This is a genomic window from Fundidesulfovibrio agrisoli (assembly GCF_022808715.1).
Classification (GTDB): Bacteria; Desulfobacterota; Desulfovibrionia; order Desulfovibrionales; family Desulfovibrionaceae; genus Fundidesulfovibrio; species Fundidesulfovibrio agrisoli.
The window spans coordinates 84,993-110,081 of the sequence record NZ_JAKZKX010000011.1; the positions used below are offsets into that span (position 1 = coordinate 84,993).

The window sequence follows — 25,089 nt, forward strand, 5'->3', positions numbered from 1 at the left end:
TGCTGCGGCCGCTGACAATCAGTCCGGCCGCAGCAGTTGTTTGGCAGGGCTCCTTTTGCGGAGCACCTGCTCTTGGCGTGGGGGTAGGCTACGGCCTCATTACGGAGTCTAGCCCCTCGACGGCGTTCTTTGATTTATTGAGTACGTTGTACAAAGAACTGGCTGGCCCTGGAACGTACCTGGCACCCATGCTTAAGAGACCTTCGGCTTTGGCTTGCCGCTGTTCATCCGTGAGAGGGGTGCCGGATGCCTGAAGGACCGCCATCGTTAGCGCCTTCGGCGCATCCAGCCCCGGATGCAACGCCTTGGTCAGGCCGCTAACCCTCTCCTCAATGGGTGTGTCATAGCCCAGGCTCGGGTGGACCTCCAAGCCGACGCCACGAACGATCCCCTTTGCGAAACCTGAGAAGGCCTGGACAAAAGGGTTCTCCATATACTTGTTGTAGGGCATGCGGCTGTTCCATCCGCCTTCGCCTTCCTTGGGGGCGCGGATGATGGCGGCATCGGGGTCAAAGGGCTGAGTTGGGTCACCATTTCCCTGCGGGTTGTAGCCCGGAGCCGCCTGCGACGGGCCGGGATTGACCTCCAGGGGGCCGAGGGTGTGGTTCACGTCGTCTGTCCAGGAGTAATCCTGGAATCCGGGATCATCAGTTCTCTCGCTCATCTGTCTTTCCATCCTGTGGTTGAGGTTGACCAGGGTTCTCCAGCGATGGCGGCCCGTCACTTCCAGGCGGAACTGTGGCGCAAGATCCGGGGCGTCCAGGCCGCGCGGGACCGCCAGCGGCGGCGTTCGTCGTCGGCGCGAGCCTCGCGCTCGATGTGGACGGAGCTTCCCGAACCGGCGGCGGGCGTGCCTGGGCCTGCATCCGGGGCTTGCTCCGGGCGGTTGTCGGCCAAGGGGGTGGGAGGGATAGGCTGGCGCATCGGGGTGTCTCCTGTTGGATTCCGCATCTGCGAAGGCGGAGGATCCCCGGAGCCTAGTCAGGATGGATTATTTTGCACCCCACATAGGGATATGTGGGGAGAAAGTTGAAACAAGTTGGGGGCACTGGGCCGGGTGGGCAACGAGCGCGTGAAGCCTGGCGATGGGGTGAGTTTGAAAAGGGTTGCTTGCGAGAAGGTAAGTTCGTAAGTGATATCGCATATAGATCGTATTGTTGGTATGGATACGTCAACCGAAAGGCCGGAACGAGATAAGGGGCAGGGAAATGACGTGCTGGACACTCGAGTGTTTGCTGGAAACAGTGAGGAAAGATATCGTATTCTACTTTTTTGCGTTTTTCATTTTCTGGGTGGTGCTGTACATCCGAAAATCCAAGCGCGAGGATCAACTGTATGGTGTGTCAGTCCGGTTCGTTGTCTTTTGGTGTGTGGCGTTTTTTGTGAGAAGAACACTGATAAGCCATGTCGTTAGATAGTGTGGATTGTGCATGTGCAATTTTATAATTCATTGTTTAAGAATTGTTTGCATGCAATTCACTGATCTGCAAATTTGATTTGTTGTGAGGTGGTTGATGGAACATGCAGTAAAAGTAATAATGTAGACGCTGATTTGCTTTGTGCTCTTGTTTGCTTTTGATTACGTGGATAGGGTGAGAAGGCCGGACAGGAAATATTACCTCGGGTTTTTCAGTGGCGCGTTGTTATTGTCGTGCGCTATCGTTATTTTGGTTTGCGGATGATTTGAGGAATATGAAATTTTATATTTAAATGAGCATTATGTAGCGTTTAAGAGCTTTGTCTGTTAGTTTGGAGTGTGGAGGTGTACAATGTGTTGGAGTGTTGAGTGTCTGCTCGAAACAATCAGGAGCAGCGTGTTCTCTTACTTTGCCGTGCTGCTTTGGTTGGCTGTTTGGGGCTACGTGATAACAGCACGGGGGAACTACAGTGGCCAAAAAGTAACATGGTGGCGCGTTGTGATCGCCGCCGGTGTTTTATTTGCCTTAATGACGGTCACCAGCCACGTTGCAAGATGGTACTGGCATGAAAATTATGGATGGTGAAGCAGAGGCGGTACGTGGCTTTGCCATCTCTGTGAGTTAAAAATCCTCCTCTGTACCCGCACGCGCAGGACTACAAAAAAAAAGGCCGGTTTCCCGGCCTTGCGTCATCTTTCCATCCGCTCCAGCTACTTCTTGTATTTCCCCGTCAGCTTGGCCCGGGCCAGTATGTGCCCCTCCAGCGCCAGCAGGAACTCCTGGCGCGTGGCCGATTCCGGCAGGTCCAGGCTGACGTCCAGGGCGAAGAGCTCGATCATCACCTGGCGCGTGGCACCGGCAGGGGGGCAGGGGCCGGAGTAACCCGGTTTCCCCCCCGGGAGGCTGACCTGCACGCCCTCGGGCTTCATCTGCCGGGCGTGGGGCTGGTTCTCGGTTATGGCCTGCGTCGCGGGGGGGATGTTGCAGGCCATCCAGAGCGTGGCCCTGGCCTTGCCGCCGTCCATCTCGGAGGCCAGCAAGGCCAGCGTCTGCGTGCCTTCGGGCGCTCCCGCGACCTGCAGCGCGGGCGAGCGTTCGCCCCCGTCGCAACCGGCGCTGCGCGGCATCTTGTCCCCGTCCTTGAAGGCGGGGCTTAAAAGCGTGAGTGTCCGGGCCCCGGCGGCCCCGCCCCAGAGGAGCAGGGCCAGCGCGGCCAGAAGGATTTTCGCGGTCGTTCCCGCCATATGCTCCCGCCCTTTGTACTGCCCGGGCCGGCGCGTGGGGGCCGGGGCTTGGTTACGCGCCCTTGCGCATGGTGAACGCCTTCACCGTGTTGGAAATGAGCATGGCGATGGTCATGGGGCCGATGCCGCCGGGGGCCGGGGTGATGGCCGATGCGACTTCCTTCACGGCCTCGAAGTCCACGTCGCCGCAGAGGCCGGTGTCCGTGCGGTTCATGCCCACGTCGATGACCACGGCCCCGGGCTTGACCATCTCCCTGGTGACGAAGCGCGCCCTGCCGATGGCCGCCACCAGGATGTCCGCCTCGCGGCAGACTCCGGGCAGGTCCGGCGTGCGGGAGTGGCAGATGGTCACCGTGGCGTTGGCCAGGGGCGTGGAGCGGGCGAGCATCAGCGCCATGGGCTTGCCCACGATGTTGGAGCGCCCGATGACCACGGCCCGCTTGCCCGCGCAGGAGATGCCGTAGCGCTCCAGCAGCACCATGACGCCGGCCGGGGTGCAGGGCTCCAGGCAGGGCAGGCCGATGCAGAGCTTGCCCACGTTCATGGGGTGGAAGCCGTCCACGTCCTTTTCGGGGGCCACCAGGGCCTGCACGGCCAGGATGTCCAGGTGCTTGGGCAGGGGGGCCTGCACCAGGATGCCGTCCACGCCGTCGTCGGCGTTGAGGCCGGAGACGAGCGTCTCCAGCTCGGCCTGGGTGGTCTGCGCGGAGATGCGGTGGGTGCTGGAGCGGATGCCCGCGTCGGCGCAGGCCTTCTCCTTGTTGCGGACGTATACCTGGGAGGCGGGGTCCTCGCCTACGAGCACCACGGCCAGGTGCGGGGGGCGGCCGTGTTTGGCGGCCAGGCCCGCGACCTCCTGCGCCAGTTGCTGGCGGATGCTCAGTGCTGTGGCTTTCCCGTCGAGAAGCTGCATGCCGGTACCTTCCTGATATGGATTGCGGACGCCGGACGGGAGGAATCCAGGCGGACCCGGAAAACCCGGATAAGACAATTCGCGCGCCAATGCAAATCCGGCCAAGGGCACGAAAAAGGCCGGAGCGTTTGCCCCGGCCTTTACGATGATGCGTTGCCCGTTCAACCCATCTGGATGTCGATCTTGCGCGGCTGGGCCTTTTCGGCTTTGGGCAGGTGCAGCTCCAGCACGCCGTTCTTGAGCGTGGCCCTGATGCGGGACTTGTCCACGATGTGCGAGAGCGTGAACCCCCGGTAGTATTCGCCGTTGCCGAACTCCACGTGGATGAGCTTCTCGCCGTCGGGCGCGGGGTAGGCGCTGCGGCCGGAGACCTTGATCTCGTCCTCGTTGAGGTCGATCACCAGGGCCTCCTTGGAGACGCCGGGCATGTCCATGTAGATGTAGAAGCCGTCCTCGGCCTCCACGATGTCCGTGGCGGGCTTGACCCTGGGAAAGCCCTTCTCTTCGGTCTTGCGGATGTCGCTCATGGGTGTTCCTCCGGATCAGGCGATGTCGATGGAGATTTTCTTGGGCTTGGCGCCGTCGGACTTGGGGATCACGATCTCCAGGAGTCCGTCCTTCATCTTGGCGCTGACCTTGTCGCGGTCGATGGGGGACTGGATGTTCACCACGCGCTGGAACGCGCCGGTGGGCCGCTCCTGCCTGTAGTACTTGCCCTTGGCGGGCTGGCGCTCGCCCTTGATGACCAGCGAGGAGTCGGTGAGGCTCAGGTCGATCTCGGAGATGTCCATTCCCGGGATCTCGCAGTGCACCAGGATGCGGTCCTGGTCTTCCGAGATGTTCAGGGGCGGGTAGGCGTAGGGCCGCTGGGAAATGGGCAGCGTTGGGGACCAGATAGCCTCGAACACGCGCTCAAGGGGCGATTGTGCGCCGAAGAAGGGGCTGAAGTCGATGACCATGCGGATTCCTCCTCAAAACGGTGTTTCGATTGTGACGATAATCACCGATCAGGGGCCGTCAAGCATTCATTTTAGCGTAAAAAAGCGGGGCTTTGCGCCTTGACAGAGCCTTTGCGCTGTTTATTCTATTCTGTCGACGGAATCGGCCAGGAGAATCCCATGCCCATATACGAATACCAGTGCCGCGCCTGCTACTGCAGGTTCGAGGAAATCAGGCATGCGTCCGCCGCGGACAAGCCCGCCTGCCCCTCCTGCGCCTCGCAGGACGTGGTCAGGCTCATGAGCGCGCCAAGCCCGCACGGCCTCGACGGCCCCGGCCTCTCCGGCCCCTCTTCAGGCGGCCCGGGGGGCGGCCCGGGGGGCGGCCTGGGCGGCGGCTGCGGCTCGGGCGGCTTTTCCTGAGCGCCCTAGGCGCCCGGCCGGTCCGGCCGGAACGACACGAATCATCACAGAACATCCCCAAGGAGTCAGAGACAGCCATGTCCGACAATGCGATCAAGCGCGAGTTCAAGGCTGATATCGTCAAGCTGCTCGATATCATCACCCACTCGGTCTACACCAACAAGGAGATCTTCCTGCGCGAGCTGGTCTCCAACGCCTCGGACGCCCTGGAGAAGCTGCGCTTCCAGATGAGCCGGGGCGACCAGGTGGCCGCGCCCGACCTGCCCCTGGAGATCCGCATCGCCACCGACAAGGACAACGCCGTGCTGACCATCACGGACACCGGCGTGGGCATGAGCGAGCTGGAGCTGGTGGAGAACATCGGCTCCATCGCGCATTCCGGCTCGGAAGACTTCATCAACGCCCTGGGCGAGGACAAGTCCAAGGCCAGCTCCATCATCGGGCGCTTCGGCGTGGGCTTCTATTCGGTGTTCATGGTGGCCCGCAAGGTGGTGCTGACCACCAGCCCGGCCGCGCCCGGCGAGCAGGCCTGGGTCTGGATCTCCGACGGCCTGGGCGGCTACGAGCTGATCCCCGCCGAGGGCGAGGTGGAGCGCGGCACCTCCATCGAGATCCACCTCAAGGACGACGCCAAGGAGTTCGCCGAACCGGACGTACTCAAGGACGTCATCAACCGCCATTCGCACTTCATCTCCTTCCCGATCCTGGTGGACGGCGAGCGCGTGAACACCGTGCCCGCCATCTGGCGCGAGCCCAAGAGCAGCGTCACCGCCGAGCAGTACAAGGAGTTCTACACCTTCCTGACCCACGACGACGAGGCTCCGCTGGAGACCATCCACATGAACGTGGACGCCCCGGTGCAGTTCTCCTCCCTGGTGTTCGTGCCCGCCAAGGCCGAGGACTACATGGGCTTCCAGAAGCTGGAGCGCGGGCTGGACCTCTACGTGCGCCGGGTGCTCATCGCCAAGGACGCCACCGAGCTGCTGCCGGAATACCTGCGCTTCTGCCGCGGCGTGGTGGACACCGAGGACCTGCCCCTCAACATCTCCCGCGAGACCTTGCAGCAGAACGCCGTGCTGCGGCGCATCGCCCAGGCCGTCACCAAGGAGATCCTCTCCCGCCTGAAGAAGAAGGCCGCCTCCGACCCCGACGGCTACGCCGCGATCTGGAAGGAGCACTGCAAGATCTTCAAGCTGGGCTACTCCGACTACCTGAACCGCGATTCCGTGGCCGAGCTGCTGCGCTTCGACTCCTCCGCGCTGGACGGCCCGGGCAGGCTGACCTCCCTGGCGGACTACGTGAGCCGCGCCAAGGAGGGCCAGAAGACCGTGTACTACGTCTCCGGCCCCAGCCGCGAGGCCGTGGAGCTCAACCCCTACCTGGAGATGTTCACGCGCAAGGGCGTGGAGGTGCTCTACCTGTACGAGCCCATCGACGAGTTCATGCTGGAGTCGCTGCACACCTTCAAGGAGTTCAGCTTCAAGTCCGCCGAGCAGGCCCAGGCCTCCGACCTGGACCCCTTCGAGGACGTGGCCCCGGCCGCCAACGCCCCGGAACCGCTCACCACGGAGCAGTCCGGCGGGTTGGACGCCCTGCTTGCGGACATGAAGAAAATCCTGGGCGACAAGATCAAGGACGTGCGCCGTTCCACCAGGCTCAAGTCCAGCCCGTCGTGCCTGGTCTCGGCCGAGGGCGGCAGCTCCCAGATGCAGAAGATCATGCGCCTGATGAGCAAGGACGAGTCCATCCCGCCCAAGATCATGGAGGTCAACCCGGACCACCCGCTGACCCGCAACCTGCTGGAGATCCACACGGCGGACCCGGCCGACCCGTTCATCGAGCAGGCCACCACGCAGTTGTACGAATCCGCGCTGCTGCTGGAGGGGTATCTCTCCGACCCGCACAAGATGGTGGGGCGCATCAACTCCATCCTGGAACAGGCCAGCGGCTGGTACGCGGGGCTCAAGAAGAAAGGCTAGCACTGTCTCCCCCTGAAACAAAAAACCGGAGCGCCCGTGAGGGCGCTCCGGTTTTTTTGTTTGTTCGAGATAACGGCTGATGAGGGAGTTGTCGGGTTGGAGTCTTCCCCCCTGGCCCCGCGCCGGGCGGCCCCCCGGACATATTTGAAGAAGGGTCATGACTAGAACAGCTGGCCAAAAACCTGCTAGGTTCAAGTCATGGAGCGGGCTAACAAGTACGCAAATCGTTCGAAAATTTCAGAGGCGAAATTTCGCCAGCTCGTGAAGCTCTTTGCCATTGATTTGGATGCCTCACAGATCGCCCAAGTTGCTGGGTTGAACCGGAATACCGTGAATCGCTACCTCACGGCCATCCGGCAGCGGGTGGCCGAATTTTGTGAGCAGGAATCTCCGGTTTTCGGCGAAGTGGAGATTGACGAGAGCTACTTCGGACCTCGCAGAGTAAAGGGTCAACATGGGCGAGGAGCAGGCTGTAAAACCATAGTTTTCGGCATCTTCAAACGTCAAGGAAAGGTATATACTGAGATCGTACCGGATTGCAGCCGCAAGACCCTTCAGGCCATAATTCGTGGCCGAGTGGGCCTCGACAGCGTGATCCACACAAATGGCTGGCGAGGATACTGGGGGCTCGTTGACCTGGGATATCAAAAGCACTTTCGGGTGAATCACGCCGAAAACGAATTTGCAAACGGACGAAATCATATCAATGGGATAGAAAGCTTCTGGGGATATGCCAAAACGAGGTTGGCTCGATTCAGAGGCATGAAAAAGCACATGTTTCTATGGCACTTGAAGGAATGCGAATTTCGTTTCAACCACAGGGGGCAAGACCTCTACAAAGCCCTCCTGAAAATCGTCAGGGCTAGGCCGCTGTTCTAGTCATGACCCTTGAAGAATATCCGGGGGGCCGCCCGGCGCGGGGCCAGGGGGGAAGACGACACGGTTCACGGCGGAAGGAGCGGGGATGGGAAAGACGAACCCTGCGAACAGGACGCCACGGGGCGCAGGACTTGGGGAAAGCCTCGCCGTCCGCCCTGCGAAGCGGAAAGGGATTCCAAAGGGAGGAACTCCCTTTGGAAACCCATATGGGCTTTAAGTCTAGAATGTAAACGCGAACTACAGCAGCGTCGCCCCGGCCAGGAAGGCGGCGCCCAGCACGATGCCGGGGTGGTTGCGCATGAGCAGGGTGACGAACGCGCCCGCCGCCAGGGCGATGCGCAGGGTGTCCCAGCCGGGGGCCATCTGCAGCACGGAAATCAGCTGCGCACCCAGCCCCAGGCACAGGCCCGCCAGCACGGCCGAGACGCCGCCCAGGGCCTTGGGGGCCCACTTGCAGGCGGCCACGGCCCCGCGCACGGGCTGCACGGCCACGGCCATGACGAGCGTGGGCAGGAAGGCTCCGGCCGCGGCGGCCAGCAGGCCGCCGAGGCCCAGGGCGCGCGCGCCCAGCAGCAGCGCCCCCCCTCCGTAAGGGCCGGGAATCGCGTCCACCAGGGTCATGGCCTGTGCGAAATGCACAGGGTCGAGCCACTGGCGCAGGCGCACCAGGTCGGCGAAGAGCAGGGGGTAGAGCCCGAAACCGCCCAGCGAGAACAGACCCGCCTTGCCCGTCCAGAGCATGAGCCTGCCCAGGGAGGCGTCCAGGAGCGCGCACAGCCCGGCGGCTACGGCCAGGGGCAGGGCGGCGGCCAGGGCCGTGCCCCAGGGGTACGGCTTGGCCTCGCAGCAGCAGTCCGTTCCGGGGGCCGGGCCGGCCGGGTCGGGCGTCAGCAGCACGCCCAGCACCGCGCCGCCCATGAGCATGGAGAAGGGCTTGAGCCCGATGAAGAAGAGCAGGCCAGCCGCCGCGGCCAGCGCCCAGGCCAGGGGCTTGCGCCCGGTGGCGGTGAAGAGCATGTGCAACCCCGCGTAAAGGCAAATGGCGGGGGAGACGACGAGCACGCCGCGCAGCCCGGCCGCGAACCAGGGGGCGCCCCCCTGGATGTGCCAGAGCCCGGCCAGCAGGGCGGCGCAGACGAGGCCGGGGCCGATGTAGCCCGCGCTGGCCGCCAAGGCTCCGCCCAGGCCGCGCAGGTGAATGCCGGAGGCGCAGACCAGGGTGAGGCCGCGCAGGCCGGGGAGGTTGGCGCTCATGGCCGCGTGCTGGGCGAAGTCCGCGTCGGACATCCAGCCGAGCTGCTCCACCAGACAGTTGCGCAGCAGGGTTTCAAGGCGGCGGTGGCGGGAGCGCAGGCCCAGGAGCAGGGTGATTCTGAAGAGCAGGGGGAGCGTGCAAGGGGTCGTCATGTACACCTCAAATCAGAAAAGGAGCAGGCTCAAACCGGCGGCGGCGAGCACGATCCAACAGACATTGACCTTCTTGGTCAGGGCGGCCAGCGTGAGGACGAGCAGCAGGCCTGAGGCCCAGCCCCAGTCCACGGCCTTGGCCAGTGCGTAGCTGACCGCCACGATCATTCCGCCCAGGGTGGCCAGAACCCCGGCCAGGGCGCTCCTGGCTCGGGCCGAGCCCACGATGGCGTCGCGGTAGTGGGACGCGGCGAGCACCACCACGAACGAGGCCGCGAAGATGCCCACCGATGCCACAATGGCCCCGGGAATCCCGCGAACGATGTAGCCCATGAAGGCCGAGGCCAGCAGGCTCGGGCCGGGCGTCACCTGGGCCAGGGCCATGCCCTCGATGAAGGTGGCGCTGTCCACCCAGGCGCGGTGCTCCACCACCTCGGCGTACATCACGGGGAAAACGCCGAAGCCTCCGAACGAGAGCATATCCACCTTTATCATGGAAACCGCAAGATCGAAGAGCAGCGGGTCCACCGCAAGAAGAAAGCCCATGCCCAGGACCATGGCCAGGGCCATGTAGCCCGCCAGGCGCAAGGCACCGTTGGCGGATTGGCCCTCGCCCAGGTCGGGGGCGGGCCCGGGGGCCAGGGCGAACAGGCCCAGCAGGGCGGCCCCGAAGACGATGGGCACAACGCCCACCCCGGCCAGGAACAGGGCGGCGGCCGCCGCGGTGAAGGCCTGGTGGCGCTTTGTGGGCGCGAAGCGTTTGATGAAATCCAGGCAGGACATGAGGCAGATGGCCAGCACCACCACCTTGAGCCCGGCGCACACGGCCTGGGAGAAGTGCGAGCCCCGGGTCTGCGTATAGAACATGGAAAGCCCGAGCATCAGCAGGAACGCCGGGCAGGAGAAGCCGAGGTAACCGGCGATGGCCCCGGGCAGGCCGTCGAGCTTGAGCCCGATGTAGGCCGCGAGTTGCATGAGGGTGCCGCCGGGGATGGTCTGGCAGAGGCCCAGGCCCAGGCGGAAGTCCTCCCGGGTGACGAAGCCGCGCTTCTCCACCACTTCGTGGCGCATGGCCGGCATCATGGCCGGCCCCCCGTAGGCGGTTGCGCCGACCACGAAGAAGCCCTTGAATATGTCCCAAGCTTTCACGCGTGCGGCCATGATCGCTCCTTGTCTCTGAAAAGCCGTGATACGGGCATGTGGCGAAAAAGTGAACAGGCCGGACAGTATTTTATGCGCGACGGCCCGCCGGGGCGGAAGCGATAAGGCATTGACGAAGCGTGCCCAAGCGGCAACAACCTGCCCATGCGCACAATACTCTTCGACGCCGCCCCACCGGAGGACGACGCCTGCCGCCAGGGGCTGGACGCCCTGCGCCGCGCCCTCACGGACGAGGGCTGCTCCGTGCGCACCTTCGCGCTGGCCCGCACGGCCATATCCCCGTGCCGGGGCTGCTTCGCCTGCTGGGTGGGCACGCCTGGGCGCTGCCCCTTCGAGGACGCCTCCTGCGAGGCGGCGCGGGCCGTGGCCGGGGCGGAGCTGCTGGTGGTCTATTCCCCGGTGGCCTTCGGCTGCTGGAGCTCGGAAGCCAAGAAGGCGCTGGACCGCATGGTCTGCCTGGTGTCGCCGCATTTCGCCTTTTCCGGCCTGACGCGCCACAGGCCCAGGTACGAGTCGCTGCCCGCGCTGCTGGGCGTGGGCTGGCTGGCGGAGCCCGACCCCGAGGCCGAAAGCGTGTTCGCCCGGCTGGTGGAGCACAACGCCTACAACCTGCACGCTCCGGCCCAGCGGGCCGTGCTGCTGGAGCAGGACGAGTGGGCTCGCCAGCGCCAGGTGTGCCGCGGCGCCCTGCGGGAGATGTTCCAGTGAGGCGGGTGCTGCTGCTGGCTGGCAGCCCCAGGGCGGGGGGCGTCTCCCTGATGCTCGGGCGGGAGCTGCTGGAGCGCATGGCGGCGCTCGACTTCGCCACGGAGGTGCGGACCCTGCGCGTCAGCGGCCTGCTGGACGCCCAGGAGGGCAGGGCCAGGCTGCACGCGGCCTTCGCCTGGGCCGACACGGTGGTGTTGAGCGCGCCGGTGTACGTGGATTCGCCCCCGGCGCAGGTGCTCAAGGCCCTGGAGTTCCTGGCCGCCGAACCCTGGCGGGGGGATGAGCCCAAGCGCTTCTGCGCCCTGTTCTGCTGCGGCTTCCCCGAGGCCTCGCACACCGCCATCTGCCTGGACGTGAGCCGCATCTTCGCCCGCAAGGCCGGGCTGGAGTGGGCGGGCGGGCTCGGCTTCGGCGGCTCCGGGGCGCTTGGGGGGCAGTCCCTGGCCGCTCGCGGCAGGATGGCCGCCCCCGTGGCCCGCGCCCTGGACATGGCCGCCCAGGCCCTGACCGACGGGCGGCCCGTGCCGCCGGAGGCCAGGGAGCTTGCGGCCAAACCACTGATCCCCAAACCGCTCTATCTGTTCCTGGCCGAGTCGGGCTTCCTGTCCCTGGCCTGGAAGAGCCGGACAATCACGCGCCTGGGCGCGAAACCCTACGAGAAGCAATGAGCCAGCGCCCGGGATTCACTTTTCTGGTCTGCCCGGACCCGGAGATGGTCAAACGCAGGCTGGAGCAGCTCATGGCCGCCTCCGGCGGCGGCTTCGCCCGCCAGGTCTTCTGGGGCGACGCCGACGAGTTCGATTCAGCCTGGTGGCAGGCCCTCTCCACCGTGAGCCTTTTCGCACAGCCCAAGGCGGTCGTCCTGCGCCGGGCCGAGGGCCTCGGGGCCGACTTCTGGGAGAAGCTGGCCCGCCCGCTCTCCGGCTTCAACGAGCACGCCTGGCCCGTGATCTGCCTGGAAGGCCCGCACGACCCCAAGAAGGGGCCGACCCTGCCCAAGGGGCTGGCCGAGAGGCCCTACTGGAAGGTGGGGCAGCAGAAGGGCTGGGTCTGGATATCCCCCGGCCTCACGGAGGAGACCCTCGGCCCCCTGCTGCGCCAATGGGCCCAGAGCCGCAACCTGCGCTTCGGCAAGGGGGCGCTCTCCGAGCTGACGAGGCTTCTGCCGCGCAACATGGCCGCCGCCTCCGCGGAACTGGAGAAGCTGGAGCTGGCCGCCGTGGACGGCGAGATCGGGGCCGACCTGGCGGGCATGAACCCCGTGGAGGCCGAGCTGGACGTCTTCGGCTTCCTCAAGGCCCTTGAAGAGGGGCGCGACCCGGCCGGGGTCTGGCGCACGGTCTTCGGGCACCAGCTCTCCAGCGACGACGGCTTCCTGTTCCAGTTCCTGGCCATCCTGGCCCGCGAATACCGCCTGATGTGGCAGCTCCTGCACGAGGACCCGGAGTGCAAGGCCCACCCCTACGTGCGCAAGCTCAAGACGCCCATGGCCGGGCGGCTCGGCCCGGCAGGGCTGGCCAAGATGTGGGACCTGGCCATGGAGGCGGAGTGCTCGGTGAAGTCGGGGCGCAAATCCCCGGATCAGGCGCTCGAGCTGCTGGTGGCGGAGCTGCATATGCTGTTCGCCCGGGTCAGGGGCCGCAACTGAGCGCTCTTTTCAGGAAATAACCCGGACATTGGCGGCCCAAACGGGACAATCGCATCATCTTCGGCCGAAAAACGCGCGAGGGGCTTGCGCATGGGCACTTCTATGCTTAAACAAAAGAATCAACCCCACTACCTGGGCCACCGCGGCCGCCTGAAGCAGCGCCTTCAGGACAGCCCGCGCGCACTGGCCGACTACGAGATCCTTGAACTGCTGCTGGGCTACGCCAACCCCAGGCGCGACGCCAAGCCCCTGGCCAAGGCCCTGCTGGAGCGCTTCGGCTCCCTGCGGGGGGTGTACCAGGCCCGGCAGGCCGACCTGATGGAGGTCGAGGGCTTCGGGGAGGGGTTGAACGTGTTCTGGGGGCTCTGGAGGGAGTTCCTGGCCCGCCTGGGCGAGCAGGACGTGCGCGAGCGCGTGCTGGTGGACGACCCCAAGGTCGTGGCGGACCTGGCCAGGGAGCGCCTGGGCCACCTGACCGGCGAGGAGTTCTGGGTGCTGCTGGTGGACGCCTCCAACCGGGTTCTCGGCTGGGAGCGCGTGAGCCGGGGCACCGTGGACCAGACCCCGGTCTACCCCCGGGAGGTGCTGGCCCTGGCCCTGAACCGGCAGGCCGCCGGGCTGGTGATGGTGCACAACCACCCCAGCGGCGACCCCAAGCCCTCCAACGCCGACGTGGAGATAACCCGCCAGGTCAAGCTGGCGGCCCACGGGCTGGGGGTGAAGCTCCTCGACCACGTGATCGTTGCGGACAAGAAGTTTTACAGTTTCAGAAAGGCCTCATTGATGTAGCGCGATTTCGGCCCTCGACGGATCGGGAATCCATCCCGGACATTCGAAGCCACCAAGGAGTGATCCATGACCACCGAACATAACGACTTCCCGCAAGACGCCGCGCCGGAGGAGCCCTCGGAGCATCCCGTCTCCGAAGAGACCGTCGTGCCCGGCCCCGAACAGGCCAAGCTGGACATTCCCGCCCTGCTGCCGGTCCTGCCGGTGCGCGACATCGTCGTTTTCAACTATATGATCCTGCCCCTCTTCGTCGGCCGGGAGAAATCCGTGGCCGCCGTGGATGCCGCGCTCAATTCCAACCGCTATATCCTCATCCTCACCCAGAAGGACGAGAAGGTCGACGAGCCCAAGCCCGAGGACCTCTACGAAACCGGCACCGTGGGCATGATCATGCGCATGCTCAAGATGCCCGACGGCAGGCTCAAGGTGCTGGTGCAGGGCCTCACCCGGGCCAAGGTGCACCGCTTCGTGAAGACCGAGCCCCACCTCGAGGCCCTGGTCACCGTGCTGGAGGAGCCCGAACACCCCGAGGTGGGCGTGGGCGAGGAGGCGCTGATGCGCGCAGCCCGCGAGCAGAGCGAGAAGATACTCTCCCTGCGCGGCATCTCCGCCACGGACATCATGAGCGTGCTCAACTCGGTGAACGAGCCGGGCCGCCTGGCCGACCTCATCGCCTCCAACCTGCGCATGCGCGTGGAGGAGGCCCAGAAGATCCTGGAGACCCTGGAGCCCGTCCCCCGCCTGGAGCTGGTCAACTCCCAGCTCAACAAGGAGGTGGAGGTGGCCTCCGTGCAGGCCAAGATCCAGTCCATGGCCAAGGAAGGCATGGACAAGGCCCAGAAGGACTTCTTCCTGCGCGAGCAGATGAAGGCCATCCGCCGCGAGCTGGGCGAAGGCCAGGAGGAGGGCGAGGAGCTCGACGAGCTGCGCAAGGCCATCGCCAAGGCCGGGCTGCCCAAGGACGTCAAGGCCGAGGCCGAGAAACAGCTCAAGCGGCTCTCCACCATGCACCAGGACTCCTCCGAGGCCTCGGTGATCCGCACCTACCTGGACTGGATCACCGACCTGCCCTGGAAGCGCATGTCCAAGGACCGGCTGGACATCAAGGAGGCCAACCAGATCCTCCAGGACGACCACTACGGCCTGGAGAAGGTCAAGGAGCGCATCCTGGAGTACCTCTCCGTGCGCAAGCTGAACCCCAAGATGAAGGGGCCCATCCTCTGCTTCGTGGGGCCTCCGGGCGTGGGCAAGACCAGCCTGGGCCGCTCCATCGCGCGGGCCCTGGGCCGCAAGTTCGTGCGCATGTCCCTTGGCGGCATGCGCGACGAGGCCGAGATCCGGGGCCACAGGCGCACCTACATCGGGGCCATGCCGGGCCGCCTGATCCAGTCCATCAAGTCGGCGGGCACGCGCAACCCCGTGATCATGCTCGACGAGATCGACAAGGTGGGCTCCGACTACCGGGGCGACCCGACCTCGGCCCTGCTCGAGGTGCTGGACCCGGAACAGAACTTCTCCTTCCAGGACCATTATCTCGGCGTGCCTTACGACCTCTCCAAGGTGATGTTCATCTGCACGGCCAACATGCTCGACACCATCCCCGGCCCCCTGCTGGACCGCATGGAGGTGATCCGCATTCCGGGCTACACCGAGCAGGAGAAGGTCAAGATCGCCCGCAAGTACATCCTGGGCCGCCAGATCAAGGAGAACGGCCTCAAGCCCGATGACGTGGAGATGAACGACACTGTACTGGCCAAGGCCATCCGCGAGTACACGCGGGAGGCGGGCCTGCGCAACCTTGAGCGCGAGGTGGGCACCATCTGCCGCAAGCTGGCCCGGCGCAAGGCCGAGGGCGAGAAGCCGCCCTTCAAGGTCACGGCCAGGCTGCTGCCCAAGCTCCTTGGCATTCCGCGCTTCCTCGACGAGCAGACCGAGCGCGAGCTGCCCCCCGGCGTGGCCGTGGGCCTGGCCTGGACCCCGGTGGGCGGCGAGATCCTGCACATCGAGGTGACCACCATGCCCGGCAAGGGCGGGCTCATCATGACCGGCAAGCTGGGCGAGGTGATGAAGGAGTCGGCGCAGGCGGCCATGTCCTACGCGCGCTCCCGCTCGGACAAGCTGGGCATCGACCCGGCCTTCCTGGAGAAGCACGACGTCCACATCCACGTGCCCGCGGGCGCCACCCCCAAGGACGGCCCCTCGGCCGGCGTGACACTGGTCACGGCGCTCATCTCCGCGCTGACCAACACGCCCGTGTGCAACGACGTGGCCATGACCGGCGAGATAAGCCTGCGCGGGCGCGTGCTGCCCGTGGGCGGCATCAAGGAGAAGATCCTGGCGGCGGTGAGCGCGGGCATGAAGCGGGTGCTCATCCCGGCCCGCAACGAAAAGGACCTGCAGGACATCCCGGCCGAACTGCGCGGACGCATCAAGGTGCAGCTCATCGAGATGATCGACGAGGTCTGGCCCCTGGCCTGCGCCAAGAAGGATGAGGCCAAGGCCGAGAAGCCCGCGAAGAAGGATGAGGCGAAGGCTGAAAAGAAGGCCTAGCCCCCGAAGAATGAGAAACGGCGAACGGCCCGGAAGGAGCGCTCCTTCCGGGCCGTTTTTCTTTCCAGCGGTAACGCCACGGTGCCTGCTCGACATCGCCGCCCGAAGGCTGCAAATAAGGACCATGCCGGTCCCGCCCGGCCACAACCGCTCCCGCAGGAGGAAATCCATGCCCGCCCAGCCCCGCAAGCATTCGTGGAGAAACATCACGGCCCTGAGCCTGCTCTGCGCGGCCCTTGGGCTCGCCCAGTCGGCCATCGCCGGGCCGCCCGCGCAGGTCAAGACCCAGGCTCCCGGGTATTTCCGGATGATGCTCGGGGATTTCGAGGTCACCGCGCTGCTGGACGGCATGACCAAGATCCCCGTCGAATACCTCAAGGGCGTCAAGACCGAGGAGGCCCAGCGCACGCTGGAGCGGGTCTTCGCGCCCGCCGACGGCGGAATGCAGACCGCCATCAACGCCTACCTGGTGCACACGGGGGCCAACCTGGTGCTCATCGACGCGGGCGGCGGCTCCTTCATGGGCCCCAAGGCCGGGCATCTGCCGGAGGCCATGCGCGCCGCCGACTACGCCCCTGAGCAGGTGGACGCCGTGCTGCTGACCCACGGCCACCGCGACCACCTGGGCGGCCTGGTGGACGCCCAGGGCGCGGCCGCGTTCCCCAACGCCACGCTCTTCATCGCGGCCCCCGAAGCGGCCTACTGGGTCGAAACCGACCCCGCCACCCAGCCGCAGGACAAGCGCCCCCGCTTCGAGCTGGCCCGCAAGGTCACGGCCCCGTACAAGGCGGCCGGAAAATACAGAACCTTCGCCCCGGGCGACGAGATCCTCCCCGGCCTCACCGCGGTGGATCTGATCGGGCACACCCCGGGGCACTGCGGGGTCATGCTGCGCTCCAAGGGGCAGGCCATGCTGGTGTGGGGCGACGTTATCCACAGCCACGCCACCCAGTTCGCCAAACCGCGCATCGCCATCGAGTTCGACACGGACCAGGCCAAGGCCGTGGCCGCGCGCAAGCGCGTGCTGGCTGAGGCGGCCTCGGAAGGCTGCTGGGTGGCGGGATTGCACCTGCCTTTCCCGGGCATCGGGCACGTGCTCAAAACGGGCGGCGGCTACGCCTGGGTGCCGGTGGAATACGCGCCCATGCCCTGAGCGGGGGGCAGGATGTAAAAAAGCCCGGAGGGGGACCCTCCGGGCAGTGGGCGGACGAACCGACATGTCAGAAACTGTAAGACCCGGGTCAACTGGATGAACGCTCCCGGCGAGATGTGCGCGCAACCGCTGGAGCAAAGCCGTCCATTTGACCCGGGCCCGATGCCTGGGGGCGCGGAGAGTCTCCGCGGCCCGGTGAATATGCTGAGTGGGCAGGCGGCCCTCGAGGGGTCAAAGCCTATGGAATGACCGGATACGACCGCCGAAAAATGATATCGGTGAATGATGGATCTGTAAATACTCCGCATGGATTGATATCCAGGCTGTAATCTTCTCCTGCCCGCCGATTGCGCCTTGCGGCGTCCCCCCGCTCTGGGGTAGCGTGCCCGCCCATGAGCGGAAACACCTTCGGACGCCTTTTCAGGCTCACCACGTTCGGCGAATCCCACGGCCCTGCGCTCGGCGGCGTCATCGACGGCTGCCCCGCCGGCCTGCCCCTGACGGAAGAAATGATCCAGCAGGGCCTGGACAAACGCAGGCCCGGCCAAGGCACGCCAGGCTCCACGGCCCGCAAGGAGCCGGACGCCGTGCGCCTGCTCTCCGGCGTGTTCGAAGGCGTGACCACGGGAACTCCCATCGGTTTCGTCATCGAGAACAAGGACCAGCGCTCCAGGGACTACTCCGACATCAAGGACATCTTCCGCCCCGGCCACGCCGACTTCACCTACCAGGCGAAGTACGGCGTCCGCGACTATCGCGGCGGAGGACGGGCTTCCGCCAGGGAGACCGCCGCGCGCGTGGTGGGCGGCGAGGTGGCCCGCCAGCTTCTGGCCCGCCACGGAGTGCTGGTTTCCTCCTACACGAAGGAGCTGGGCGACATCCCGGCCCAGTGCATGGACATCCCCGGCGCGCCTTCGCGGCCGTTCTACGCCCCGGACGACTACGTGGTGGACATCTGGGAAGACCGCGTGCGCCTGGTGCACGCCGAAGGGGACTCGGTGGGCGGCATCGTCTGCGTGAACGCTTTCGGCGTCCCCGCGGGGCTGGGGGAGCCCGTGTTCGACAAGCTGGACGCCCGCCTGGCCTACGCGCTCATGGGCGTGGGCGCGGTGAAGGCCGTGGAGATCGGCGAGGGCATCCAGGCCGCGCGCAACTACGGCTCCAAGAACAACGACGCCATGACCCCGGAGGGCTTCGCCTCCAACCGGGCCGGGGGCATCCTGGGCGGCATCAGCTCCGGGCAGATGATCGTGGCCCGCTGCGCCGTGAAGCCCATCCCCTCGGTGGGCAAGGAACAGCAGACCGTGAACACCTCCGGCGAGGCCGTCACCGTGCGCATACCGGGACGCCACGACGTCTGCGCCATCCCGCGCATCAACCCCGTGCTGGAGGCCATGACGCTCCTGACCCTGGCCGACTTCTGGCTGCTCTCGGGGCGCGGCGTCTAGCGGCCTGTAGAAAATTCCCTCGAAAAAAGCCGAACCCGCTGCGCAGGATGCCTACGCAGCGGGTTCGTTCTTTTGTCCTGGCTTGCGGTTTTTTCGGGCAGGCCGGAAGGATGGCCTCCCTTGGCGGTTTGCCGAGGGGTTAGTCCCCCCCGGGGGCGTGCTTCTTGGCCAGGAAATAGACCACCATGGAGGCCAGGGCGGTGCTCAGCAGCTCCGGCCACAAGGTGATTTCGTCGCGCGCGCTGAACTCGGCCGCGCACTGCAGGAAGTAGGTCACTCCGCCGAAGGCCCAGGCCATGCGTTCGGGGGCCACTCCTATGGTCATGCGCAGCAGGGCCGCGCCGTAGAGCACGGGGAACAACAGCCACCCCGACAGGATCAGCCAGGCCCCCTGGCTGGTGGGCGGGGAGGGCAGGCGGGTGAAGGCCCCCTCCGGGAAGGGGAACAGGGTCCAGCCCAGCCAGGCTGCCGCGTAGGCGACAGCCATGGAGCCGAAAAGGATCACCGCCCCGATGCCGGGCTCCACAGGGCGCTTGGGCATCTCGTTGCGCTCGTTCGCTTCGCTCACGTCCTCTCCCTTTTTCTCTCGTTCCGATTTGTCCGGGCATCCGTCCGGATGCCCGCATACCAGTGCGTAATCATATGGGATTCCAAAGGGAGGAACTCCCTTTGGCCGCCGGAGGCATCCTGCTTGTCTCGGCTTCGGCCCTGGAGAGACCACTGCCGAAGCCGCTATAGCTCACCGCGACCAAAATATGGCGACCGTGCAGGCGTTCATCCTGAATGGGAGGGCCGGAACGGAGGAGGGAGCCTCCGGCGGCCAAAGGGCCTTCGACCCTCCGGACTCCCTTTCCGCTTCGCGTGCCGTGAGCAGGGGCGGCCTGCTACAGGTTCAGCTGGGCCAGCAGGTCGTCCACCTCGGACTGCGACACCTTGGCCTTGGCGTCCTTCTTGAGCTGCTCCAGGGGCTGGTCCGGCTCCTTCTCCTTGGCCTTCACCAGGATGCCCGCCGAAAGATAGAGGTCCGCCACCATGTCGCGCACCTTGCCCAGCATGTCGATGACGCGCTTGATGCGCTGGCCCGTCAGGTCCTGGAAGGAGAGGCAGGTCATGATCGCCACCATGTCGTTGGAGAGCTTGGCGCACAGGGCCTCGGCCTTGTCCTTGCTGGCCGGGTCGCACTGGCTCTGGCGCAGGATGGAGATCAGCTCGTCCGGGACGTGCATGTTGCGCTCAACCAGTTCGATGATCTCGAAGGTGGCCTTCTCCGTGGCCTGGATGACCTGGTCGAGACGGTGGGAAGCTTCGGCCATGAGCTCGCCAGCCTGGGCCACGTGCTCGTGGTTGCCGTTGGCCGGAGAGGGCGGGCTCTGGAAGCTGGAGATTTCACGGTAGATGTCGCCCAGGCGGCCCATGATCTCCTGGTTGAGGCGCTGGAAGAAGTCCTCCCCGGTCATCTCGGGCTGCTGGCGCTTGGCCAGCTCATCGCGCACGGCATCGCGGGCGGCGTCCCGGATGGCCGGTTTCAGCGCCAGGGCCAGGCGTGCGGCGAGAGCGTCCAGTTCAGGGCCATCCAACATGTAAGCCTCACTCGAAGTAGCTGGACTCGTTGGCGAAACAATACCCGTTCTTTCCGGATTTCTTGGCCACGTACATGGCCTCGTCGGCCTGGTTCAACAACTCCTCCGGGACGATGCTGTCCGTGGGGGCCACGGCGATGCCCAGGCTCGCGCTCACGAACACGCTGCCGCCGCGCCAGGGGATGGCCTGGGTGACGGACTTGATGATCCGGTTGGCGGTGAGCCCGGCGTGCAGGCCGTTGCGCAGCTCGCCCAGCACCATGACGAACTCGTCCCCGCCGATGCGCGCCGCCGTGTCCGCGCCGCGCACGACCTCCTGCAGGCGGGCGGCCACGGTGCGCAGCACGTGGTCGCCGCAGTCGTGGCCGTAGGTGTCGTTCACGGGCTTGAACCCGTCGAGGTCGATGAAGATCACGGCCGCGAAATCGTTGTGGCGGGCCACCCTGGCCATGGTCTGGCGCATGCGGTCCAGCAGGAGGACCCTGTTGGGCAGGCCGGTGAGGGCGTCATGCAGGGCCATGTGCTCGGCGTCGCCCGTCTCGGCGAAGCCGATCCTGGGGCGCAGGAAGATGGCGGCCTCACCGCTCCGCAGGCGCATGCCCCGGGCTTCGAGGACCACCGGCTCGCCGCCCGCGGCGTTGACCACCAGCCGTTTGAGCACCCGGGGGCCGGAGCCCGCGCCGCCCAGCAGTTGGTCGGCCCCGGCCTGCCCCAGAACGTCCGCGAGGGACCGGCCCTCCGCCTGGGAGGCGCCGCAACCGAACAGATCGCCGAAGGCGTCGTTCACGTGCAGCAGGCGGCCGGCCGAATCGGTCAGGCAGGCGGGGTCGAAGCTCAGGTCGAGAACGTCCCTGGTGGACATGACAGCTCCAGCCGGAGACATCCGGCGAAACGATGATGGCTTATTTTCCCCGTGGTCGCAATCAGGGATTGGTTATTTGCTGCAACGTGGCGAAATCGTCATGAATTTTGCTCAGGCATCGCTTTCGGCCTCCCTGGCTTCCAGGATGCGCCGGACGCGCCTCGCCTTGAGGTCGAGGTCGGCCAGGAGGGCCGCCGCCGTTGCCGCCACCACGCTGCCCAGGCGCTCGGGCGGATGCTTGGCCGCCAGCTTGAGCATGTTGCCCTCTCCGTTGGCCGTGGCCACTGCGTCGCGGTGGGCCAGGGAGCCCGAGAGCCGGGCGTGGCGCACGCGCAGGTGGGCCTGGCAGGCCGCCAGGGAGCCGGACCGGGCCCGGCGCAGGTCGTGGTCCAGGTCGTCGTATTGGGTGGGGGAGAAGCGGATGTCGAAGTCTCCCGCTTCGAGCAGGCGTTCGGTGCGGAACAGGTGGAAGCAGCCCGTCACCGAGAGGCAGGGGCGCAGGGCGTCGAACTGGCCGAAATCCAGCTCCTGGGCGCACAGGGCCGCGAACTCGGGCCGCGTGCCCTGGCCGGGGGGGAGCAGGTTCACGTCCGCGTGCTGCACCCGGCAGGGCGCGGCCAGGTCCACCACCTTGCAGCCCCAGACCCCGGCCTGGGGGTAGGCGCGCACCGCGTCCGCGAAGCTGGCCTGCCAGTCGGGCGGCACCAGGGCGTCGTCGTCGAGGTAGGCCGTGAAGGCGAGGCCCGACTCCCCGGCGAGGCGCTTGAGCCAGTTGCGCGCGGCCGGAGCCCCGATGTTCACGGGCAGCTCCACCAACTCCAGGCGGCCGGAGGAGCGGTCACGCCAGCTTCTGAGCACCCCGGCGGTGTCGGCGGGGCTGGCGTTGTCCAGGGCCAGCACCCGCGCCCCCTCCAGGGAGGACTCGAAGAGCGCGGCCAGGGTGGCGTCCACCTCGGCGGCGCGGCCGCAGGTGTAGAGGCACACGCAGACCCCGCCGGGGAGGGCGTCCCGGCCGGGGCGGTCCAGCCCCGTGAGGCAGTCGTGGAGCCTGAGAAGAATGCTCGCGTTCCAGGGGGCGCGCTCCAGGGCCTTGCGCCACTGATCCTGAGCCTGGCGGTCCTCCCCTAGGAGGAAGTGGCAGGTTCCCAGCCGGAACCGGGCCGGCCGGAGCTGCGTGACGCCCTGGTAGAGCTTCGCCGCCACGCCGGGTTCGCCTGTCTGGAAGTGCATGTCCGCCCGGACGAGGGTGCGGGCGGGCTCCAGGGGCTCGGGCCAGCGGGCGTGGAGCATGCGGGCCACCCAGTCCCAGTCGGCCAGCAAATAGGCCAGGTCCAGGGCGTGCTGCCGCCAGAACAGGTTGGCGGGTTCGGCGGCCATGCGCCGCTCCAGCAGGGCGCGCAGGGCGTCGTGGTCGCGGCGCTGGGCCAGGGCCGCCAGGGCGGAGACGTCCGCCGGGGGATGCCAGCCCGAGGCCGCCGCGCGCACGGCCTGGCGCACCCCGCGCTCCAGGAAGGGCATGCGGGCGTCCATGTCCTGGAGGAGGCGGGCCATGGCCCCGTCCAGGGGCGCGGCCTCCCAGGCGGCCAGGGCGAGGTCCAGGCCCAGGCGCGCGGTCTCCGGCCGGGCCAGGGCGGCCCGGGCCATGTCCGTGAGGTGCCTGCGGCCTGCGCCGCCCAGGGCCAGCCCGTAGCGCAGCGGCTCGGGCAGGGTGTCGAGGTCGAGGATGTCGTGCATGCGCTCCCCGCGCGGGTGCGGTGTGGCGGGCCGGGCCAGGTCAGGTCAGGCCAGGCGGGCCGCCCGGGCCACGATAACCGGCTTGCGCCCGCCGCGCCAGCCTCCTGCGCCCTCCGCTGGCAAGAAGCCGCGCGAGGTGCTATGACCGCCCCTAAACAAGGAGCAGCCCATGGAACCCTTCCGCTTCACGCTGAGCACCGTGGAAAAGAACGCCCTGAAGCACCTCGTGCGGGACGCCATCGCCGCCCGGCTGGAGGGGCAGACGGGCTGGTGCCCCCCGCCGCCGCCCACGGAGCGCCTGAAGGAGCCCTACGGAGCCTTCGTGACCCTGAACATCGCCGGGGGGTTGCGGGGCTGCATCGGGCACATCATGGCGGACAAGCCCCTGTGGGAGACCATCGGCAACATGGCGGTCTCCGCCGCCTTCGAGGATCCGCGCTTCCCGCCCCTGACCAGGCGAGAGTTCGAGGAGGTGGAGGTGGAGATCTCCATCCTGGGGCCGGTGACCCCCTGCCCCGACCCCGAACTGGTGGAGGTGGGCCGCCACGGGCTCATCATGGTGCAAGGGCACAGGCAGGGGCTCTTGCTGCCCCAGGTGCCCGTGGACTGGAACTGGGACAAGTACACCTTCCTGGCCCAGACCTGCCGCAAGGCCGGGCTGGACCCCGAAGCCTGGCGTTCGCCCAGGACGCACATCTACTGGTTCGAGGCTGAAGTGTTCTAGGCGGCCGCGGCCGGGCATGCAGCCCAGGCGGGCAGCCCAGGCGGGCGGTCCAAGCCATCGGGCCAGGCCAAGATGGCCGGGAACACTCCGGACGGAGCGTGTGGGTGAGGCATGCGGCGCGGGATCGTCCGGGCGGGAATGGCCGGGAAATAAGCGAATGGCCTGCAAGGGGCGTAAAACAATACTGGCCGCTCTCGGGCGGCCTGTGCCGTGCATGACGGGCGTTTGGCTGGCTGAAGGGACGGCGAGGCCTCAGGCGGCCCAGGTGGCGGCCTTGCCGCGCAGGGGCGAACACCAGGAGAGGGCCATCTCGTAGGCCTGGTTCACGGCCTTCATCATTTCTTCGTCGCCGCCCAGATCCGGGTGGTGGCGGCGGGCCTGTTTGCGGTAGGCGGCCTTCACCTCGTCGGCGGAACAGGGGTAGGTCAGGCAGAGCAGGGCGCAGGCCTGGGTCAGGGTCATCCTGCCGTTACCCAGGGGCGACTTGTGGCTGCGCTGCCGGTAGTCCTGGTAGCTGGAGCCCCCGCCCGGCCCCGTGGTGCGGTGGCGGCTCTCCTGCTCGGTGCGGGCCTGCTGGGCGCGCTGCTGGCCGCTCTGGGCTGAACCGCGGGCCTGCGACGAGGCCCCCTGGCGGCCCGCGCCGAAACTCGCTCCGCCGGAAGAGTGCCCGCCGGCGGCCTGCCCGGCCGATGCGGCACGCTCCTTGCCGCGCGTGCTCCAGGAGAACCCTGAACCGGCCTGCCTGTCCTGCCCGGTGGAGTAGTAGCGTGCTCCGGCCGCGTTCGCCCCGGGGTCGCCCGCGAAGCTGGCCCCGGCCTTGCCGGTGAAGGCCGAGCCTGCCTGGCCCGTCCGGGCGGACTGGCCCGAGGCGCCCGTATGGCCCGTCTGGTCGGATTGGCTGTTCTGGCCTGCCTGGCCGTTCTGGAAGATCCTGGAAGATTGGAACGGGCCGGAAGCGTCCGCCTTGGCGGAGAAGCGCGCCCCCGCGCCGCTGGTGGCTGCGCCGGGCTTGCCCCCCGTCGCGCTCTTGGCGGAGGAGTAGGCGGTCTGGCCGGTGGCCTGCTGGCTGGTCTGCTGGCTGGTTTGGGCGGAGCGGAAAGTCGTCTGGCGGGTGGTGGAGCCCTGGGCGGATTGCGCGCGGGAGCCGGCGGCTCCTGTGGTTTTGCGGGCACCGGCGGCGGAGCCGCTGGACCGATGCCCGGGCCGTCCACCGGACTGGGCGGACCGCCAGGCGCGTCCGGCGCTCTGGTAGTGTTCCCCGGCGGAGCGGAGGCTGTCCAGCACCTTGCGCAGGTGGTGCAGGATGTCGCGCAGCATGTCCCGGGTGTCGGTGAGGCGTTTCTCCAGCACACCCCAATCTGCGTCGGAATACCCGGTGGCCCGGTTCCTGGCGGATGAGGTATGTTGGCTGGTCTGCTGCATGCTGTTCGCGGTGAGCGCCGGTATGCACCGGCCTGCTTGGGGTGTTGGGGCGGCGGTATCGCACGCCGCACCGCCGCTTTAAGTTTCGCTACACCACCCGGGGCCGAAT

The 25,089-nt window shown here is 66.8% G+C and carries 23 protein-coding genes; 11 read left to right on the forward strand and 12 right to left on the reverse strand.

Features of this window, described 5'->3' with window-relative positions; translation table 11 throughout:
- Positions 1 to 88: 88 nt before the first annotated feature.
- The 5 genes from MLE27_RS10040 to MLE27_RS10060 all read right to left on the reverse strand — a co-directional run bounded on the left by MLE27_RS10040 (position 89) and on the right by MLE27_RS10060 (position 4,534).
- Complete coding sequence (locus MLE27_RS10040) at positions 89 to 664, reverse strand: hypothetical protein (RefSeq protein ID WP_243311933.1); 576 nt, start codon at positions 662 to 664, stop codon at positions 89 to 91.
- 1,464 nt (positions 665 to 2,128) lie between these two features.
- Complete coding sequence (locus MLE27_RS10045; protein ID WP_243311934.1) at positions 2,129 to 2,662, reverse strand: YbhB/YbcL family Raf kinase inhibitor-like protein; 534 nt, start codon at positions 2,660 to 2,662, stop codon at positions 2,129 to 2,131.
- Positions 2,663 to 2,714: 52 nt separating this feature from the next.
- Positions 2,715 to 3,575: a bifunctional methylenetetrahydrofolate dehydrogenase/methenyltetrahydrofolate cyclohydrolase FolD gene (gene folD, locus MLE27_RS10050; protein WP_243311935.1), complete on the reverse strand. Its 861-nt coding sequence runs from the start codon at positions 3,573 to 3,575 to the stop codon at positions 2,715 to 2,717.
- Between the two features lie 161 nt (positions 3,576 to 3,736).
- Positions 3,737 to 4,102, reverse strand: a complete 366-nt coding sequence (locus MLE27_RS10055) for an Hsp20/alpha crystallin family protein (protein ID WP_243311936.1) — start codon at positions 4,100 to 4,102, stop codon at positions 3,737 to 3,739.
- Positions 4,103 to 4,117: 15 nt separating this feature from the next.
- The gene (locus MLE27_RS10060) at positions 4,118 to 4,534 is read right to left on the reverse strand and encodes an Hsp20/alpha crystallin family protein (protein ID WP_243311937.1); all 417 of its coding nucleotides are present in this window, start codon (positions 4,532 to 4,534) and stop codon (positions 4,118 to 4,120) included.
- 159 nt (positions 4,535 to 4,693) lie between these two features.
- Here MLE27_RS10060 and MLE27_RS10065 point away from each other — a divergent pair, with 159 nt between their 5' ends.
- The 3 genes from MLE27_RS10065 (at position 4,694) to MLE27_RS10075 (ending at position 7,794) form a co-directional block, all read left to right on the forward strand.
- Positions 4,694 to 4,936 carry an FmdB family zinc ribbon protein gene (locus MLE27_RS10065; RefSeq protein WP_243311938.1) on the forward strand — a complete coding sequence of 81 codons (243 nt, stop codon included), beginning with the start codon at positions 4,694 to 4,696 and terminating at the stop codon, positions 4,934 to 4,936.
- A 77-nt stretch (positions 4,937 to 5,013) separates the two neighbouring features.
- A complete protein-coding gene (gene htpG / locus MLE27_RS10070; RefSeq protein WP_243311939.1) occupies positions 5,014 to 6,915 on the forward strand; it encodes a molecular chaperone HtpG in 1,902 nt (633 codons plus the stop codon).
- Between the two features lie 198 nt (positions 6,916 to 7,113).
- The gene (locus tag MLE27_RS10075) at positions 7,114 to 7,794 is read left to right on the forward strand and encodes an IS1595 family transposase (protein WP_243311940.1); all 681 of its coding nucleotides are present in this window, start codon (positions 7,114 to 7,116) and stop codon (positions 7,792 to 7,794) included.
- A 237-nt stretch (positions 7,795 to 8,031) separates the two neighbouring features.
- Here MLE27_RS10075 and MLE27_RS10080 read toward each other — a convergent pair whose 3' ends face one another.
- The gene (locus MLE27_RS10080) at positions 8,032 to 9,201 is read right to left on the reverse strand and encodes a chromate transporter (RefSeq protein ID WP_243311941.1); all 1,170 of its coding nucleotides are present in this window, start codon (positions 9,199 to 9,201) and stop codon (positions 8,032 to 8,034) included.
- Positions 9,202 to 9,213: 12 nt separating this feature from the next.
- Positions 9,214 to 10,362: a chromate efflux transporter gene (chrA, locus tag MLE27_RS10085; protein WP_243311942.1), complete on the reverse strand. Its 1,149-nt coding sequence runs from the start codon at positions 10,360 to 10,362 to the stop codon at positions 9,214 to 9,216.
- Between the two features lie 144 nt (positions 10,363 to 10,506).
- Here chrA and MLE27_RS10090 point away from each other — a divergent pair, with 144 nt between their 5' ends.
- The 7 genes from MLE27_RS10090 to aroC all read left to right on the forward strand — a co-directional run bounded on the left by MLE27_RS10090 (position 10,507) and on the right by aroC (position 18,658).
- Positions 10,507 to 11,070 (forward strand): flavodoxin family protein, encoded by a 564-nt coding sequence (locus MLE27_RS10090; protein WP_243311943.1) that lies wholly within the window; start codon positions 10,507 to 10,509, stop codon positions 11,068 to 11,070.
- Complete coding sequence (locus MLE27_RS10095; protein WP_243311944.1) at positions 11,067 to 11,738, forward strand: NADPH-dependent FMN reductase; 672 nt, start codon at positions 11,067 to 11,069, stop codon at positions 11,736 to 11,738. Before MLE27_RS10090 ends, MLE27_RS10095 begins: the two co-directional genes overlap by 4 nt.
- On the forward strand, positions 11,735 to 12,718 hold the full coding sequence (locus tag MLE27_RS10100; protein ID WP_243311945.1) for a DNA polymerase III subunit delta: 984 nt from the start codon (positions 11,735 to 11,737) through the stop codon (positions 12,716 to 12,718). Before MLE27_RS10095 ends, MLE27_RS10100 begins: the two co-directional genes overlap by 4 nt.
- 102 nt (positions 12,719 to 12,820) lie before the next feature.
- Positions 12,821 to 13,507 (forward strand): RadC family protein, encoded by a 687-nt coding sequence (radC, locus tag MLE27_RS10105; protein ID WP_243311946.1) that lies wholly within the window; start codon positions 12,821 to 12,823, stop codon positions 13,505 to 13,507.
- 66 nt (positions 13,508 to 13,573) lie between these two features.
- Complete coding sequence (lon, locus tag MLE27_RS10110) at positions 13,574 to 16,057, forward strand: endopeptidase La (protein WP_243311947.1); 2,484 nt, start codon at positions 13,574 to 13,576, stop codon at positions 16,055 to 16,057.
- A 169-nt stretch (positions 16,058 to 16,226) separates the two neighbouring features.
- The gene (locus MLE27_RS10115) at positions 16,227 to 17,210 is read left to right on the forward strand and encodes an MBL fold metallo-hydrolase (RefSeq protein WP_243311948.1); all 984 of its coding nucleotides are present in this window, start codon (positions 16,227 to 16,229) and stop codon (positions 17,208 to 17,210) included.
- A 392-nt stretch (positions 17,211 to 17,602) separates the two neighbouring features.
- Positions 17,603 to 18,658 carry a chorismate synthase gene (gene aroC, locus MLE27_RS10120; protein ID WP_243311949.1) on the forward strand — a complete coding sequence of 352 codons (1,056 nt, stop codon included), beginning with the start codon at positions 17,603 to 17,605 and terminating at the stop codon, positions 18,656 to 18,658.
- A 139-nt stretch (positions 18,659 to 18,797) separates the two neighbouring features.
- On the opposite strand, the gene MLE27_RS10125 is transcribed toward aroC, so the two are convergent.
- From MLE27_RS10125 to MLE27_RS10140, 4 genes are all read right to left on the reverse strand, one after another.
- Positions 18,798 to 19,226, reverse strand: a complete 429-nt coding sequence (locus MLE27_RS10125) for a hypothetical protein (RefSeq protein WP_243311950.1) — start codon at positions 19,224 to 19,226, stop codon at positions 18,798 to 18,800.
- A gap of 316 nt (positions 19,227 to 19,542) precedes the next feature.
- Positions 19,543 to 20,238 (reverse strand): protein phosphatase CheZ, encoded by a 696-nt coding sequence (locus MLE27_RS10130; RefSeq protein ID WP_243311951.1) that lies wholly within the window; start codon positions 20,236 to 20,238, stop codon positions 19,543 to 19,545.
- 7 nt (positions 20,239 to 20,245) lie between these two features.
- Positions 20,246 to 21,100, reverse strand: coding sequence for a diguanylate cyclase domain-containing protein (locus MLE27_RS10135; RefSeq protein ID WP_243311952.1), 855 nt, complete (start codon positions 21,098 to 21,100; stop codon positions 20,246 to 20,248).
- Positions 21,101 to 21,211: 111 nt separating this feature from the next.
- Complete coding sequence (locus MLE27_RS10140; protein WP_243311953.1) at positions 21,212 to 22,834, reverse strand: glycosyltransferase; 1,623 nt, start codon at positions 22,832 to 22,834, stop codon at positions 21,212 to 21,214.
- A 169-nt stretch (positions 22,835 to 23,003) separates the two neighbouring features.
- Here MLE27_RS10140 and amrA point away from each other — a divergent pair, with 169 nt between their 5' ends.
- The gene (amrA, locus tag MLE27_RS10145; protein ID WP_243311954.1) at positions 23,004 to 23,558 is read left to right on the forward strand and encodes an AmmeMemoRadiSam system protein A; all 555 of its coding nucleotides are present in this window, start codon (positions 23,004 to 23,006) and stop codon (positions 23,556 to 23,558) included.
- Positions 23,559 to 23,810: 252 nt separating this feature from the next.
- Here the strand turns inward: amrA and MLE27_RS10150 are convergent, their stop codons facing one another.
- A complete protein-coding gene (locus tag MLE27_RS10150) occupies positions 23,811 to 24,908 on the reverse strand; it encodes a J domain-containing protein (RefSeq protein ID WP_243311955.1) in 1,098 nt (365 codons plus the stop codon).
- Between the last annotated feature and the right edge of the window lie 181 nt (positions 24,909 to 25,089).

Excerpts from the sequence above, each read along its gene's own strand:
- MLE27_RS10040 (WP_243311933.1), bottom strand. The coding sequence starts at position 664 with ATGAGCGAGAGAACTGATGATCCCGGATTCCAGGATTACTCCTGGACA.
- MLE27_RS10045 (WP_243311934.1), bottom strand. The coding sequence starts at position 2,662 with ATGGCGGGAACGACCGCGAAAATCCTTCTGGCCGCGCTGGCCCTGCTC.
- folD (WP_243311935.1), bottom strand. The coding sequence starts at position 3,575 with ATGCAGCTTCTCGACGGGAAAGCCACAGCACTGAGCATCCGCCAGCAA.
- MLE27_RS10055 (WP_243311936.1), bottom strand. The coding sequence starts at position 4,102 with ATGAGCGACATCCGCAAGACCGAAGAGAAGGGCTTTCCCAGGGTCAAG.
- MLE27_RS10060 (WP_243311937.1), bottom strand. The coding sequence starts at position 4,534 with ATGGTCATCGACTTCAGCCCCTTCTTCGGCGCACAATCGCCCCTTGAG.
- MLE27_RS10065 (WP_243311938.1), top strand. The coding sequence starts at position 4,694 with ATGCCCATATACGAATACCAGTGCCGCGCCTGCTACTGCAGGTTCGAG.
- htpG (WP_243311939.1), top strand. The coding sequence starts at position 5,014 with ATGTCCGACAATGCGATCAAGCGCGAGTTCAAGGCTGATATCGTCAAG.
- MLE27_RS10075 (WP_243311940.1), top strand. The coding sequence starts at position 7,114 with ATGGAGCGGGCTAACAAGTACGCAAATCGTTCGAAAATTTCAGAGGCG.
- MLE27_RS10080 (WP_243311941.1), bottom strand. The coding sequence starts at position 9,201 with ATGACGACCCCTTGCACGCTCCCCCTGCTCTTCAGAATCACCCTGCTC.
- chrA (WP_243311942.1), bottom strand. The coding sequence starts at position 10,362 with ATGGCCGCACGCGTGAAAGCTTGGGACATATTCAAGGGCTTCTTCGTG.
- MLE27_RS10090 (WP_243311943.1), top strand. The coding sequence starts at position 10,507 with ATGCGCACAATACTCTTCGACGCCGCCCCACCGGAGGACGACGCCTGC.
- MLE27_RS10100 (WP_243311945.1), top strand. The coding sequence starts at position 11,735 with ATGAGCCAGCGCCCGGGATTCACTTTTCTGGTCTGCCCGGACCCGGAG.
- radC (WP_243311946.1), top strand. The coding sequence starts at position 12,821 with ATGCTTAAACAAAAGAATCAACCCCACTACCTGGGCCACCGCGGCCGC.
- lon (WP_243311947.1), top strand. The coding sequence starts at position 13,574 with ATGACCACCGAACATAACGACTTCCCGCAAGACGCCGCGCCGGAGGAG.
- MLE27_RS10115 (WP_243311948.1), top strand. The coding sequence starts at position 16,227 with ATGCCCGCCCAGCCCCGCAAGCATTCGTGGAGAAACATCACGGCCCTG.
- aroC (WP_243311949.1), top strand. The coding sequence starts at position 17,603 with ATGAGCGGAAACACCTTCGGACGCCTTTTCAGGCTCACCACGTTCGGC.
- MLE27_RS10130 (WP_243311951.1), bottom strand. The coding sequence starts at position 20,238 with ATGTTGGATGGCCCTGAACTGGACGCTCTCGCCGCACGCCTGGCCCTG.
- MLE27_RS10135 (WP_243311952.1), bottom strand. The coding sequence starts at position 21,100 with ATGTCCACCAGGGACGTTCTCGACCTGAGCTTCGACCCCGCCTGCCTG.
- MLE27_RS10140 (WP_243311953.1), bottom strand. The coding sequence starts at position 22,834 with ATGCACGACATCCTCGACCTCGACACCCTGCCCGAGCCGCTGCGCTAC.
- amrA (WP_243311954.1), top strand. The coding sequence starts at position 23,004 with ATGGAACCCTTCCGCTTCACGCTGAGCACCGTGGAAAAGAACGCCCTG.